Origin of the sequence: Frigoribacterium sp. Leaf186, from assembly GCF_001423905.1 — a bacterium.
Classification (GTDB): Bacteria; Actinomycetota; Actinomycetes; order Actinomycetales; family Microbacteriaceae; genus Frigoribacterium.
Genome location: NZ_LMPQ01000006.1, coordinates 113,037 through 126,674 on the forward strand (window position 1 = coordinate 113,037; position 13,638 = coordinate 126,674).

Annotated in this window: 11 protein-coding genes and 1 pseudogene; 5 read left to right on the top strand and 7 right to left on the bottom strand. The window is 73.6% G+C overall.

The annotated features are described in order from the left end of the window. Positions 1-35: 35 nt before the first annotated feature. Together ASG05_RS05855 and ASG05_RS05860 are read right to left on the bottom strand one after the other, a co-directional pair. A complete protein-coding gene (locus ASG05_RS05855; protein ID WP_056258723.1) occupies positions 36-749 on the bottom strand; it encodes a response regulator in 714 nt (237 codons plus the stop codon). Then, a complete protein-coding gene (locus tag ASG05_RS05860; protein WP_056258726.1) occupies positions 746-2,572 on the bottom strand; it encodes a sensor histidine kinase in 1,827 nt (608 codons plus the stop codon). Before ASG05_RS05860 ends, ASG05_RS05855 begins: the two co-directional genes overlap by 4 nt. A gap of 273 nt (positions 2,573-2,845) precedes the next feature. Here ASG05_RS05860 and ASG05_RS05865 point away from each other — a divergent pair, with 273 nt between their 5' ends. The 3 genes from ASG05_RS05865 (at position 2,846) to ASG05_RS05875 (ending at position 7,313) form a co-directional block, all read left to right on the top strand. Then, positions 2,846-4,474 carry a cation:dicarboxylate symporter family transporter gene (locus ASG05_RS05865; protein WP_082486488.1) on the top strand — a complete coding sequence of 543 codons (1,629 nt, stop codon included), beginning with the start codon at positions 2,846-2,848 and terminating at the stop codon, positions 4,472-4,474. A 218-nt stretch (positions 4,475-4,692) separates the two neighbouring features. Next, positions 4,693-5,694: a zinc-binding dehydrogenase gene (locus ASG05_RS05870; protein WP_056258728.1), complete on the top strand. Its 1,002-nt coding sequence runs from the start codon at positions 4,693-4,695 to the stop codon at positions 5,692-5,694. Next, positions 5,691-7,313, top strand: coding sequence for an NAD(P)/FAD-dependent oxidoreductase (locus ASG05_RS05875; protein ID WP_082486489.1), 1,623 nt, complete (start codon positions 5,691-5,693; stop codon positions 7,311-7,313). Before ASG05_RS05870 ends, ASG05_RS05875 begins: the two co-directional genes overlap by 4 nt. Positions 7,314-7,340: 27 nt before the next feature. On the opposite strand, the gene ASG05_RS05880 is transcribed toward ASG05_RS05875, so the two are convergent. Together ASG05_RS05880 and ASG05_RS05885 are read right to left on the bottom strand one after the other, a co-directional pair. Further along, entirely contained in the window at positions 7,341-9,464 is a 2,124-nt protein-coding gene (locus ASG05_RS05880) for an ATP-dependent DNA helicase RecQ (protein ID WP_056258731.1), read from the bottom strand. Positions 9,465-9,572: 108 nt separating this feature from the next. Then, on the bottom strand, positions 9,573-10,094 hold the full coding sequence (locus ASG05_RS05885) for a DoxX family protein (protein WP_056258734.1): 522 nt from the start codon (positions 10,092-10,094) through the stop codon (positions 9,573-9,575). Between the two features lie 79 nt (positions 10,095-10,173). Between ASG05_RS05885 and ASG05_RS05890 the strand changes: the two genes are divergently transcribed. Continuing rightward, positions 10,174-11,205 carry an alcohol dehydrogenase catalytic domain-containing protein gene (locus tag ASG05_RS05890; RefSeq protein WP_056258736.1) on the top strand — a complete coding sequence of 344 codons (1,032 nt, stop codon included), beginning with the start codon at positions 10,174-10,176 and terminating at the stop codon, positions 11,203-11,205. 21 nt (positions 11,206-11,226) lie between these two features. Here the strand turns inward: ASG05_RS05890 and ASG05_RS05895 are convergent, their stop codons facing one another. Continuing rightward, positions 11,227-12,279: a S66 peptidase family protein gene (locus ASG05_RS05895; protein WP_056258739.1), complete on the bottom strand. Its 1,053-nt coding sequence runs from the start codon at positions 12,277-12,279 to the stop codon at positions 11,227-11,229. A 66-nt stretch (positions 12,280-12,345) separates the two neighbouring features. On the opposite strand from ASG05_RS05895, the gene ASG05_RS05900 reads away from it, so the two are divergent. Beyond that, entirely contained in the window at positions 12,346-12,729 is a 384-nt protein-coding gene (locus ASG05_RS05900) for a cupin domain-containing protein (protein WP_056258741.1), read from the top strand. Here the strand turns inward: ASG05_RS05900 and ASG05_RS05905 are convergent, their stop codons facing one another. After that, complete coding sequence (locus ASG05_RS05905) at positions 12,730-13,344, bottom strand: NAD(P)H-dependent oxidoreductase (protein ID WP_056258743.1); 615 nt, start codon at positions 13,342-13,344, stop codon at positions 12,730-12,732. Beyond that, positions 13,341-13,595: pseudogene (locus ASG05_RS05910) on the bottom strand (alpha/beta hydrolase); the annotation flags it as partial. The pseudogene ASG05_RS05910 and the gene ASG05_RS05905, both read right to left, overlap by 4 nt. Positions 13,596-13,638: the final 43 nt, after the last annotated feature.

Here is a 13,638-nt window from a genome sequence, read left to right on the forward strand (position 1 = left end):
CTCGCCCAGCAGGCCGGCCGTCGGGGTACGCCGGGTCAGTTCCAGCGGTAGCCGTGCTCGGGGCGGCCGGGGCTGCCGTACCGGGGTTCTCGGGTCGCCGCCCCCGTGTCGGCGAGGTGTTCGAGGTAGCGGCGGGCCGTCACGCGCGACACCCCGGCCGCGTCGGCCACCTCGCCGGCGGACGGCGACCCGCCCCGACGCAGCACGGCCACGACCTGGTCGAGGGTCGCCGGGGCGAGCCCCTTCGCCAGCGCCGGGGCCGGCGCCTGCCTCAGGCTGGCGAGGCCCAGGTCGACGTCGGACTGCGTCACCTGCCCCTGCCCGGCGGCGAGCGACTCGCGGAACGCCCGGTAGGCCCCCAGTCGCTCGGCGAAGGTCGCGAACGTGAACGGTTTGATCAGGTACTGCACGATGCCGAGCGACACGGCCGTCCGCACCACGGACGCGTCGCGGACGGCCGTGATCGCGATGACGTCGACCGTCGAACCCGCCGCGCGGAGGGCCCGGCACAGCTGGAGGCCGTGGGTGTCGGGCAGGTTCATGTCGAGCAGCACGAGGTCGAGCCCCGTGCCCCCGGGTGCACCGGCCGCACGCACCGCGTCGAGCGTCTCGCGACGGTCACGGGCCCGGCCGACCACCTCGAAGCCCTCGAGTCGTTCGAGGTAGGCGACGTGCGCCTCGGCGGTCAGGGGCTCGTCCTCGACGACGAGCACCCGGACCCGGTCGTCGGACGAGGAGGCGCGGGTCACGACCGCACCCCGCCCCGGTGCCGCACGTCGGCGTCGGCGTCCCCGGGCCGTGGGTCGGGCAGCAGCACCGAGAAGGTGGTCCCGTCGGGCCCCGTGGCGACGTCGAGCCGGCCCCCGACCCGACCCACGGCCTGACGCACGAGCGCGAGGCCGATGCCGCGCCCGCCCACCGCCGCCGGCTTCGTGCTGAAGCCCCTCCGGAACGCGAGTTCGACGTCGTCGAGCCCCGGCCCGTCGTCCTCGACGTCGAGCTGCACGCCGCCCTCGACCCGGGCCACGGTCACCTCGACCCGTGGCGGACGGACCGGGGAGGGCGCGGGGACGGGGTCGGCGGCGGGGTCGAGCGTCGGGGCCACGGCGTCGAAGGCGTTGTCGAGCAGGTTGCCGACGATCGTCACGAGGTCGCCGGGCTCGACGTCGATCGCCCCCAGCCCGGGTTCGACGTCGACGCGCAGGTCGATCGAGCGCTCGCGGGCCTGCGCGGCCTTGCCCAGCAGCAGGGCGGCGAGGGTCGGCTCGTCGATCGAGGCGACGACCCGGTCGGCGAGCCTCTGGCCGAGGTCGAGCTCGTCGGCGGCGAAGCGCAGCGCCTCGTCGCCGCGGCCGAGCTCGATCAGCGACACGATCGTGTGAAGCCGGTTCGAGAACTCGTGCGTCTGCGACCGCAGCGCGTCCGAGAGCGTGCGCATGGTCTCGACTTCGCCCGAGAGGTGCGCGAGCTCGGTGTGGTCGCGCAGGGTCGTCACCGTCCCGAGCGTGCGCCGGGGGCGGAGGCGGGCCGCGCCGGTCGCGGGCGCCGCGCCTCCTGCGGGCACCGCGCCTCCCGGGGTCGACGCGGCCACTGCGGGCACAGCACCTGCCGGGACCGACGCGTCGGGCACGGATCTCGTGCCCCGGCGGCCGGGCGGGGGAGGCGTGCCGTCCGAGGGCTCGGTGACCTCCTGGTTGACGACGAGGACGCGGTCGTCGGTCACGTGCACCTCGTCGGAGGCTCGGCGACCCGAGGCCAGCAACTCGCGCAGCGAGGCGGGCAGCTGCAACTCGTCGAGCGGCACGGGCGCGGCGATGCCCCCGGGCGGCAGGTCGAGCAGCTCGGCGGCCTGGTCGTTGTAGAGCGTCAGGCGCCCGCGCTCGTCGACCAGGACGAGGCCCTCGCGCACCGAGTGCAGCACGCCCTCGTAGTAGGCGAACATCCGCGCGAGCTCTTCGGGCCCGCGACCCCAGGTGACCCGACGCAGGTAGCGACTCAGCAACCACGACACCACGCCGCCGAGCAGCACGGTGGCCCCGGCGGCGGCGAACACCAGGGGCAGGCGCTCGCCGACGGACTGCGTGATGGAGTCGACCGTCACGCCGGCCGACACCAGGGCGACGACCTCGCCGTCGCTCTCGATCGGCACGACCGCCCGGACTGACGGGCCCAGGGTGCCGGCGTAGGTCTCGGTGAACGACTCGCCGCGCAGCGCGGGGGCGACGGTGCCGACGAACGGACGGCCGATCTCGGCGGGGTCCGGGTGCGTCAGGCGGGTGCGGTCGGGGCGCATGATCGTGACGAAGTCGGTCGATGTGTCACTCATCAAGGCCACGGCGTAGGGCTGCAGGCGTTCGCTCGGGTCGTCGGTCGCCAGCGCGTCGACGACGTAGGGGTTGTCGGCGATCGAGGTGGCGAGGGCCAGGCACGCCCGCGCGGCCGAGCGGTCGGCGTCCTCGCGGGCCGAACGGAGGGTCCCGGCCGTCGCGAGCACGGCGACGGCGACCACGAAGACCACGAGCAGCGCGAAGAGCCGGGTGGCGATGCTCCACCGGGTGGGATCGACGGTCATCTCGGGCGGGCTCCTCGCTGCGCTGCGGCCGGGTCCATCATGACGCACGGCAGGACCGGAGCGCGCGTGACCGCTGCGCAGGGCGCGACGGGATCGCACGGCTCGACCGGACAGCACGGCTCGACCGGACAGCGCGGCGCGACCGGACCGCACGGCGCGACCAGTATGACCACAAGGTCGACGACCGTCGGGCGAGCGACCAGAGTCGCGTCACCGCACCCCCGCACGACCGTCGACGACGACGCCGCCGGTCATGAGCTCGAGGAAGACCCCATGGCAAAGACGCACAAGGGCCCGCAGACCCCCACCCCCGGCGGCACGACGCTGACGAACGGCGTTCGTGCCCGTCGCCGCATCGACCGCTCGCACTGGCTGTACATCGCGGTGATCGTCGCCGTCGCGGCCGGCATCGTCGTCGGCCTGACCGCCCCCGAGGTCGCGGTGCAGCTCAAGCCGATCGGCACGGCGTTCGTGTCGCTCATCTCGATGATGATCGCGCCGGTGATCTTCTGCACGATCGTGCTCGGCGTCGGCTCGATCGCGAAGGCCGCCACCGTCGGCAAGGTCGGCGGGCTGGCGCTCGGCTACTTCATCGCGATGTCGACCTTCGCGCTCGCGATCGGCCTGGTCGTCGGCAACCTGATCCACCCGGGCGAGGGCCTGATGGTCGGCTCGACCGGCTACGAGGCGCCTGCCGCCGAAGAGGCCGGCGGCACCGCGGCCTTCCTGCTCGGCATCATCCCCGAGACGCTCGTGTCGTCGCTGACCAGCGGGTCGATCCTGCAGACGCTGTTCGTCGCGCTGCTCGTCGGCTTCGCCCTGCAGCGCATGGGCGACCGCGGCAAGACCATCCTCGAGGGCGTCCGCAACCTGCAGCTGCTGGTGTTCCGCATCCTCGCGATGATCATGTGGGTCGCCCCGATCGGTGCGTTCGGCGCCATCGCCGCCGTCGTCGGCGAGACCGGCGTCGCGGCCATCGTCGCGCTCGGCACGCTGATGGTCGCCTTCTACATCACGTGCATCCTGTTCGTCGCCGTCGTGCTCGGCACGATCCTCAAGCTCGTCACCGGCGTCAACATCTTCCGGGTGATGAAGTACCTCGGCCGCGAGTACCTGCTGATCGTGTCGACCTCGTCGAGCGAGGTCGCCCTGCCCCGCCTCATCGCCAAGATGGAGCACCTGGGCGTCTCGAAGCCCGTCGTCGGCATCACCGTGCCCACCGGGTACTCGTTCAACCTCGACGGCACGGCCATCTACCTGACCATGGCGTCGCTCTTCATCGCCAACGCCATGGGCACGCCGCTCAGCGTCGGCGAGCAGGTGTCGCTGCTGCTGTTCATGATGATCGCCTCGAAGGGTGCCGCCGGCGTCACCGGGGCCGGCATCGCCACACTGGCCGGCGGCCTGCAGGCCCACCGCCCCGACCTGGTCGACGGCGTCGGCGTCATCGTCGGCATCGACCGCTTCATGTCGGAGGCCCGCGCCCTGACGAACTTCACCGGCAACGCCGTCGCGACGATCCTCGTCGGCACCTGGACGAAGCAGATCGACAAGGACCGCGTCGAGACCGTGCTGTCGGGTCGCGCGCCCTTCGACGAGGCGACCATGAACGCCGACGGGCACGGCGCCTCCTCGGCCTCCGGTTCGTCGGGTCCGCTGGCCGCGACCGCCCACGAGGACGAGGCCGCGCTCTCGACCGACGACGCCGGTCGACCCACCGGGGCCCGACTGCTCGACGGTCGCACGGGTGGGCTCGGCTCGCTCGAGGGCACCTCGCCCGACCGCATCTCGACCGGGTCGCTGCACGCGATGGTCGGCACCGACGGTCGCCGGGCCGACGAGCAGCTCGCCGACGCCCCGGCGGGCGACGCCCACTCGGACGACGAGCCGCGCCTCCGGTAGGGCCCCGGCCCGAGACCCCGGAAAGTCGCCGAGACCCCCGTGCGCGCGCGGGGGTCTCGGCGCGTTCCCGGGGTCTCGGCGCCCGCCCGCCGAGCGGCGGCGGGGGCGGCGGCGGGTGCAGCGTGCAACATCGGCCGTGGCGGCGTAGCGTCGCACCCGATGTGCGGTCACGCCCGCGGTCAGAGCCGACCGACCGGGCCCCGCAGGACGGAGTCACCATGCTCGCCGGACGCCTCGACGTCAGCACCCGCCACTTCTCGGTCACCGAGGTGCCCACCCCCGACGCCGGGCCCGGTCAGGTCCGCATCGCCGTCGCCGCCGCCGGCGTCTGCCTGAGCGACGTGCACCTGATCCAGGGTTCGCTCACGCCGCTGAAGCTGGCGGGTGACACCGTGACCCTCGGCCACGAGGTCGCGGGCACGGTCGACCAGGTGGGCGAGGGTGTCACGCACGTCGCCGTCGGCGACCGCGTCCTGTTGCAGGCCGGTGAGGAGCGCGACGGCCAGGTCTTCACCCGCGGCGTCGACTACGACGGCGGCTGGGCCGAGTTCGCCGTGGCCCGCGCCGACACGGTCGTGCCGATCCCCGACTCGCTGCCGTTCGAGCAGGCCTGCTTCATCCCCGACGCGGTGTCGACGCCATGGGCCGCCCTGACCACGACGGCCGACGTCCGCCCCGGCACGGCGGTCGGCGTCTGGGGCGTCGGCGGTCTCGGCGCCCACGCCGTGCAGCTGCTCTCGCTGATCGGTGCCGCGCCGATCATCGCGGTCGACCCGCTGCCCCGGGCCCGCGAGCGGGCGCTCGAGTTCGGTGCCGACCTGGCGCTCGACCCCGCCGACCCGGACTTCGCCACGGCGCTCGGTCGGGCCACCGGCGGGCGCGGGCTCGCCCGGGCCTTCGACTTCGCGGGCGTGCCGGCCGTCCGCGAGCAGGCGATCGCCTGCCTCGGGTACCGCGGCCGGCTGACGCTCGTCGGCCTCTCGGACAAGCCGATCACGATCACCGACGGCACGAAGTTCAGCTTCCTGCAGCAGCAGGTGCTCGGGCACTACGGCTCGGAACCCTCCGACGTCACCACCCTCGTCGCGCTGGCAGGCCGGGGGCGGCTCGACTTCTCACGCTCGGTCAGCGCCACCGTGCCGCTCGCCGAGGCCGAACGCGCCGTGCAGATGCTCGAACGCAAAGAGGGCGACCCCATCCGGATCGTGCTCGTCCCGTGAGCGACGCCACCCGCGCCTCCTCGGCCTCGGCCTCGCAGGGCGGGGGCGCCTCCCGAGACGGTCACGACGGGGTCGAGCACGTGGACCTGCTCGTGGTCGGGGCGGGCCTGTCGGGCGTCGGCGTGGCGGCCCAGCTGCGTCGGGACTTCCCCGGCCGCAGCCTCGCGGTCGTCGAGGCGCGCGACGCGATCGGCGGCACGTGGGACCTCTTCCGGTACCCGGGCGTCCGGTCCGACAGCGACATGTTCACCCTCGGCTACGGGTTCCGGCCGTGGCGCGACCGCCGGGCGATCGCGCCGGGGGCGGCGATCCGCGACTACGTGCGCGACACGGCGGACGAGACGGGCGTCGCCGGGCTGATCCGCTTCGGACACCGGGTCGTCTCGGCCGACTGGTCGTCGGCCGACGCCCGCTGGACGGTGACGCTCGACGTCACCGACCCGGCCCACCCGGCAGCCCCGGTCGGCTCGGCGGGGCGTCCGACGGCCGCGTCCGACGGCGAAGGAGGCGCGGGCACCGCCCCGGCCCCTCGTCGCGTCACGATCTCGTGCGCGTTCTTGTTCGTCTGTTCGGGGTACTACCGCTACGACGAGGGCTGGTCGCCCGCGTTCCCGGGGCAGGACTCGTTCGCCGGGCGCATCGTGCACCCCCAGCACTGGCCCGCCGACCTCGACGCGACCGGCAAGCGCGTCGTCGTGATCGGCTCGGGCGCCACGGCGGTGACGCTCGTGCCCGCCCTCGCCGAGACCGCCGAGCACGTGACCATGTTGCAGCGGTCGCCGACCTACGTCCTGGCGCTGCCGTCGCGGCGGAAGCGTCCCCGTGCCTGGCGGCGGCTGCTGCCACAGGTCGTCGACGACCGGTTGATCCGTTGGCGCAGCATCGGGATGGCCCTGCTGAGCTTCCAGACCAGCCGACGGTCGCCCGAGAAGATGAAGGCCTTCCTGCGGGCTCAGGTGGCCCGGCGGCTGCCCGACGACTTCCAGGTCGACCGGCACTTCCAGCCGAGCTACGACCCGTGGGACCAGCGGCTCTGCATCACGCCCGACGGCGCGCTCTTCCGGTCGTTGCGATCGGGTGACGCCGAGATCGTGACCGACGACATCGTGGGGTTCACCCCCGACGGGGTCCGGGTCGCGGGCCGTGACGGTCAGGAGGCGCGCGAGCTGCCCGCGGACGTGGTCGTCACGGCGACCGGGCTGAACCTGTTGCTCTTCGGCGGCATGCAGCTGTCGGTCGACGGTGTCGCGGTCGACCCGGCGACCCGGTTGACCTACAAGGGGTTCATGCTGTCGGGGGTGCCGAACCTGGCCTTCGCGATCGGTTACACGAACGCGTCCTGGACCCTCAAGATCGACCTGGTCGTGCACTACGTCTCGCGGGTGCTGCGGCATCTCGACCGCCGGGGGTACCGGTCGGCGGTACCGGTCGCCCCGACCCGGCCCGGGCCGACGAGCCCGCTGATCGACCTGTCGAGCGGGTACGTCTCGCGCGGGGTGCACCTGATGCCGAGGCAGGGAGCGCGTTCGCCGTGGCGGATGCACCAGAACTACCCGCGGGACGTGCTGCTGATGCGCCTCAGCACGCTGACGCGCGACGGCATGCGGTTCGAGCGCTGACGTCCGCCGCCGGCTGCGCGGGCGGACTCAGCCGACCACGGCGAGGGCGAACGGCAGCACGGCCGGAGCCCCGGCACGGCGCAGGTCGCGGCCGGCGACGGTGAGGGTCCAGCGGCTGTCGACCAGGTCGTCGACGAGCAGCACCGGACCGGTCACGTCGCCGAGCGCGGCGGCGAGCTCGGGGCCGACCTCGAAGGACTGCCAGACGTCGGCCAGACGGTAGACGCTGTTGCCCCCCTGGCCACGGCCGGCCGACGGGCGGGCGCTGCCGAGGGTGCCGAGCAGCGGCAGCCGCCCGACGGTGCTGATCGCCTCGGCGAGCGACCCGACGAGTTGCGGGCGTGACGTCGACGGCATGGCCACGACGCCCACCGGGCGCTCGGCCCACGGCCACTCCTTGAGCACGCGCACGACCCCGTCGAGGAGGTGCTTCGACAGGGGGGCGTCGGGGGCGGTCGTGGCGAAGACCTCTCGCAGGGTGTTGCCCCACCCGAGGTCGGTCAACCGGGCCAGCGCGCGACCCGGCTCGACCCTCTCGCCCTCGGGGATCTTGCCCTTGACGGGGACCCCGGCCCGGTCGGCACCCGTGGGCCACTGGGCTCGGGGGTCGATCTCGACGCCGACCCGGTCGAGCGTGCTGGCGGCCGAGGTGGCCGCCTCGCCCGCGATGTCGGTCGGGTACCAGGCGCCGGCGCAGACGTCGCACCGCCCACAGGGCTCGGCGGCGGGGTCGTCGAGATCGAGCTGCAGCATCTGCATGCGGCAGGTCGCCCCGCGTTCGAACGTGAGCATCGACTCCTGTTCGGTCACCCGGGCCGCGGCGATGCGCTCGTAGCGTTCGGCGTCGTAGACCCAGGGCAGGCCGGTGCTCACCCAGCCGCCCTGCACCCGGCGGACGGCACCGTCGACGTCGAGCACCTTGAGCATGAGCTCGAGCGGGGTGCGCTTGACGTCGACCCTGGCCTCGAGGGCCGGCGTCGACAGGGGCGTCTCGCCCAGCTCGGCGAGCACGGCCGAGGCCCGCGCCTCGGACGGCATCGACGCCGTGGCGAAGTACTGCCAGATCTCGGCGTCTTCGGTGCCCGGCAAGAGCAGCACGTCGGCGTTGTCGGTGGCCCGGCCGGCGCGGCCGATCTGCTGGTAGTAGGCCACGGGTGACGACGGGGCGCCGAGGTGGATGACGAAGCCGAGGTCGGGTTTGTCGAAGCCCATGCCGAGGGCACTGGTCGCGACCAGCGCCTTGAGGTCGTTGTCTTTCAGCCTCTGTTCGAGCAGTTCGCGTTCTTCGGGGTCGGTGCGACCGGAGTACGAGCGGACGTCGTGGCCTGCCTCGCGCAGGAGGCGAGCGGTGTCGTCGGCCGCCGAGATGGTGAGCGTGTAGATGATGCCGCTGCCCGGCAGGTCGGCCAGGTGGCTGAGCAACCAGCCGAGTCGGTCGCGTGACGTCGGCAGCTGCAGCACCCCGAGGCGGAGGGAGGCGCGCGCGAGCGACCCGCGGATCGTCAGCACCTCGTCGCCCGGCCCCACGGCGAGTTGCTCGGCGACGTCGGCCACGACGCGGGCGTTGGCCGTGGCGGTCGTCGCCAGCACGGGGACGCCGGAGGGCAGGGTGCGGATGAGGTCGGCGAGGCGGCGGTAGTCGGGGCGGAAGTCGTGGCCCCAGTCCGAGATGCAGTGCGCCTCGTCGACGACGAGCATGCCCAACCGGGCGATGAGGACGGGCAGCTGCTCGTCGCGGAACCGCGGGTTGTTCAGGCGCTCGGGTGAGACGAGCAGCACGTCGATCTCGTCGTCGACGAGGCGCTGCTGCACGTCGGACCACTCGTGGGCGTTCGCCGAGTTGACGGCCACCGCCCGCACGCCGGCTCGGGCCGCCGCGGCGACCTGGTCGCGCATCAGCGCCAGGAGGGGCGACACGAGCAGGGTCGGGCCCGTGCCGCGTCGGCGCAGCAGCAGCGTCGCGATGAAGTACACCGCGGACTTGCCCCACCCGGTGCGTTGGACGACGAGGGCCCGGCGTCGATCGGCGACGAGCGCCCGGATCGCCTCGAGCTGGCCGTCGTGGAAGACCGCGTCGTCGCGGCCGGTGAGCGCGCGCAGCAGGTCGAGTGCCTCCGCGTCGATGTCGGTCGCGGTGCTCGTCGGTGTCATGGCCCCATGGTCGCAGAGGCCACCGTCACCCGGTGTGCGGACGAAGGGCGCGACCGCCCGTCACCGGGAGGTCGCGCCCTGGGGACGAGACGAGACGACGCCTGGGGATCAGGCCGCCGAGGAGTCGGCGTCCGGCTCGGTCGGCGGGGTCGCACGCTTGCCCAGTTCGACCGCGACGAACGAGGCGGCGACGCCGGCGACGAGGGCGAAGACCGTCCCGCCGGCACCCCACGACTTCTTGCCGAAGAGCTGGTCGACCGAGGGCCCGCCGGGGCCCGAGGCCAGGGCCGCGGCCGCGGCGATCAGGACGGCGTTGTACTCGTAGCCGCCCTCGGTGACCCACGGCCCCTTGGCCAGGTGCACCTTGCGGACAGCCGTGACCATCGTGCCGACGATGCCGGCGGCGGCCAGCGGGGTCGCGGCGCCGAGGGCCAGGGCGGCGCCGCCGGCGGTCTCGGTGACGGCGACGAGACGGGCGTTGCGGGCGGCCGGGTGCATGCCCGTGCCGGCCATCATCTGCTCGGTGCCGGCCAGGCCGGGCCCGTCGAAGGCGCCGGTCAGCTTCTGGAGTCCGTGGCCGACGAAGAAGCCGCCGACGGTCAGGCGGAGGAGGGTGGATGCGAGGCTCATGCACCGTTCCTACCCGCTGTCGCGCGCCTCCGTCCGGGGTGACGGGCGACCGGCGCCCGGCTCGTGTCAGGATCGGGGGATGCGCGCCGTTCAGTACGACCAGTTCGGGTCGGTTCCGTCCCTCGTCGACCTCCCGACTCCGGCCCCGCCGGACGACGGAGTCGTCGTCCGCGTCGCGGCGACGGGGGTGTGCCGCAGCGACTGGCACGCCTGGAAGGGCCACGACGACTCGGTCCGCCTGCCCCACGTGCCGGGTCACGAGTTCGCGGGCGTGGTGACGGCGGTGGGCCCGGCGGTCTCGCGGGTCGCCGTCGGAGCCCGCGTGACGGCCCCCTTCGTCTTCGCGTGCGGCAGGTGCGAGCAGTGCCGGGCCGGCGCCACCCAGGTGTGCACCCGTCAGCAGCAGCCCGGGTTCACCCTGCCCGGGTCGTACGCCGAGTCCGTGGTCGTGCCGCACGCCGACGTGAACGTCGTCGCCCTGCCCGACGCGGTCGGCTTCGTCGAGGCGGCCGCGCTCGGCTGCCGGTTCGGCACGGCGTACCACGCGCTGCACGCCCGGGCCCGGGTCGAGGCGGGGGAGTGGGTCGCCGTGTTCGGCTGCGGCGGCGTGGGGCTCTCGGCCGTGGCCGTGGCGGTCGCCGCCGGTGCGCGCGTCGTGGCCTCGGACATCTCGTCCGCCGCCCTCGACCGGGCCGCGGCGCTGGGTGCCGAGGTCGTCCCGATGGACGACGACGCCGTCGAGCGGGTGCGCGCCGTGACAGGAGGCGGTGCCCACGTCGCGCTCGACGCGTTCGGCAGCCGAGTCACCTCGGCGGCGTCGGTGGCGTCGCTCCGCCCGCGTGGTCGACACGTCCAGGTGGGCTTGTTGCTCGACGACGAGGCCACCCCGGTCATCCCGATGGGCCGCGTCATCGCCGACGAACTCGAGCTGCTCGGCAGCCACGGCATCTCGGTGGGCGAGTACGCCGCCATGATCGACGACGTCGTCGCGGGCCGGTTGCGCCCCCTTGAGTCCATCGGTCGCACGATCTCGTTCGACGACCTGCCCGACGCCCTGACGGCCATGGACCGCCCGGCGGTCACCGCCGGCATGACCGTCGCCGTCTTCTGACGGTCTCGACCGGACGAGCTCCTACGAGTAGTCGGCGCTGACCGTCCGCGCGACGCCGTCGAGGCGAACGGTGCCGCCGTGCGGGACGATCCACTGCGGTCGCGTGTGCCCGAACGGCACCCCGACGCAGACGACGGCCTCGGGGGCGTACCGCGCGACCAGCTCGACGACGACGTCGCGCTGGGCGGTGCGCCGCGCCTCCTGCTCTGCCGCCGTCGGCACGGGCGAGCCGAGGGCGCTCGCGGGCGGACGGGCGACGAGCACACCGGCCACGACCTCGAGGACGCCGCGTTCGCCGAGGGCGCGCACCCACCGGCCGACCTGGTCCGCGGACGGCAGCTCCTCGCTGGTCTCGAGCAGCAGGATCGTGCCTTCGAGGTCGGAGGTCGGTGGCAAGCGGTCGGCCAGCGCGAGCTGGTCGAGCACCTCGAGGCAACCGCCCCACGTCGTGCCCTCGACGACGCGATCCGGGCCCGCCCAGGCCCAGGGCCCGCTCGGCTCACGGCGGCCGAACTCGGTCAGCGCCCGGGGGTCGTCCCACGGCACGCCGAAGTCCTCGGACTCGCCGGGGTCGGTCAGCTCGAGGACGCCGCCGTCCAGCAGGGCGGCGCGCAGCGACAGCAGGTGCACGTCGTCCACGTGGGGCCCGGGGCCGAGGTGCACCATGGTCGACCCGCCGTAGTAGCTCGGCACGCCGAGCCCCCACAGCAGGGCGTGCAGGTTCGTGTTGTCGCTGTACCCGACGAAGGGCTTCGGGTCGGCGGCGAGGACGGCGGCGTCGACGTGAGGGACGACCGTGATCTGGTCGTCACCGCCGACGGTCGCGAGCACGGCCCGGATGGTGGGGTCGGCGAACGCCGCGGTGACGTCGGCCGCTCGGGCCTCGGCGGTCGCCCCCAGCTGTCGTGTCGTGGGGTACTCGACCGGCGCGAGCCCGGTCGCCTCGGCGAGCCGCCGCAGGGCCTGTTCGTGCAGCTGTGCCGACACGGCCGGGGCCGCGAAGGCGGGGGAGAGGACCGCGACTCGGTCGCCGGCTCGTGCCTTCGGGACCGGTGCCATCGGCTGCTTCGTCATCGGGCCATCGAACCAGACACGAGCGCGACGTCGCGAGACGGACCGCCGTGCCCCGAGAATGGCTGCATGACTGCCCTCCCCGGAATCGACGTCGCGGCCGAACTCCGCCAGGTGACCCAGCACTGGACGCCTCGGGTCGTCGGACGGGTCAACGACCAGTACGTCAAGGTGGCGAAGCTGCTCGGCGAACTCGTCTGGCACGCGCACGACGCCGAGGACGAGATGTTCCTCGTCGTCTCGGGCACCCTGCGCATCCAGCTGCCCGACGACGTCGAGGTGGTGCTGACCCCGGGCCAGTTCCACGTCGTGCCCCGGGGCGTGCAGCACAACCCCGTCGCCGACGACGAGGTCGAGATCGTCCTGATCGAGACCACGACCACGGCCCACACGGGTGACGTCGTCGTCGAGCGCACCGTGCCCGTCGACCGTCAGGTCGGCGACTTCCGCTGACTACGACGCCGAGGAGGCGCGGGGCGCGTTCCCGAGGACGGCACGGGCCACCGTGTCGACGGCCTCGTCGACGAGTGCGTTCCGAGCTGCGGCGTCGGCTCCCTCGGACTCGTGCAGGACGATCGTCGCGCCGCGTCGGGCGCCGACGTAGTCCACGATCCCGTGCTCGATCTGCGTCTGCATGGCGGTCTCGTAGCCATGTCGTTCGTACGTGCCGGCCGAGTCGCCGGCCACGCCGAGCAGATGGACGGTCAACCGTCCGAGCATGCGGCGCGTGCCACCCTCGGGGTCGGTCGCGAACGCCCACCCGTTGACGAAGACCCGGTCGATCCAGCCCTTCATCAGGGCGGGCATCGACCACCAGTAGACGGGGAACACCAGGACGAGGTGGTCGGCTCGGTCGATCCTCTCCTGTTCGCGCACGACGTCGGAGGGAGCTTCCCCGTGACCACGGTAGGCCTCACGGTCCGCCGGACCGAAGCGCGGGTCGAAACCCTCCGCCGCCAGATCGGCCAGCTCGACAGAGTCCGATGGCAGGGCCTCCTGCAGTCGCCGGGCGAGGCCGGCGGTCAGAGAATCGCGATCAGGGTGGGCGGTGACGATGAGCGTGTTCACGGCAACCAGTCAAGCCGGTCCCGCTGAGCAGCCGTCGGTAGGGCAGGCTCGCTGCCGCGGGTCCACTCCGCGACGAGCTGGACGGTGTGGGCGATTTCGGCGAGGCCGGGCCGGTTCGAGAATGCGTGGCGGGTGTCTGGCAGCACGTGGTGCTGCACGTCGACCCCTGCCTCGGCGAGCTCTGCGGCGAAGAGGTCGCCCGAGGCACGCATGTTGTCGCGCTCGGCGTTCATCACGAGGGCCTGGGGAAAGCCCGAGGGGCTGTGATCGCCGGGTCGGGCCGGGCGCCACGGC

Bases quoted from the DNA above. Each gene is read 5' to 3' on its own strand.
- ASG05_RS05860 (WP_056258726.1), bottom strand. From the start codon at position 2,572: ATGACCGTCGATCCCACCCGGTGGAGCATCGCCACCCGGCTCTTCGCG.
- ASG05_RS05865 (WP_082486488.1), top strand. From the start codon at position 2,846: ATGGCAAAGACGCACAAGGGCCCGCAGACCCCCACCCCCGGCGGCACG.
- ASG05_RS05870 (WP_056258728.1), top strand. From the start codon at position 4,693: ATGCTCGCCGGACGCCTCGACGTCAGCACCCGCCACTTCTCGGTCACC.
- ASG05_RS05880 (WP_056258731.1), bottom strand. From the start codon at position 9,464: ATGACACCGACGAGCACCGCGACCGACATCGACGCGGAGGCACTCGAC.
- ASG05_RS05885 (WP_056258734.1), bottom strand. From the start codon at position 10,094: ATGAGCCTCGCATCCACCCTCCTCCGCCTGACCGTCGGCGGCTTCTTC.
- ASG05_RS05890 (WP_056258736.1), top strand. From the start codon at position 10,174: ATGCGCGCCGTTCAGTACGACCAGTTCGGGTCGGTTCCGTCCCTCGTC.
- ASG05_RS05895 (WP_056258739.1), bottom strand. From the start codon at position 12,279: ATGACGAAGCAGCCGATGGCACCGGTCCCGAAGGCACGAGCCGGCGAC.
- ASG05_RS05900 (WP_056258741.1), top strand. From the start codon at position 12,346: ATGACTGCCCTCCCCGGAATCGACGTCGCGGCCGAACTCCGCCAGGTG.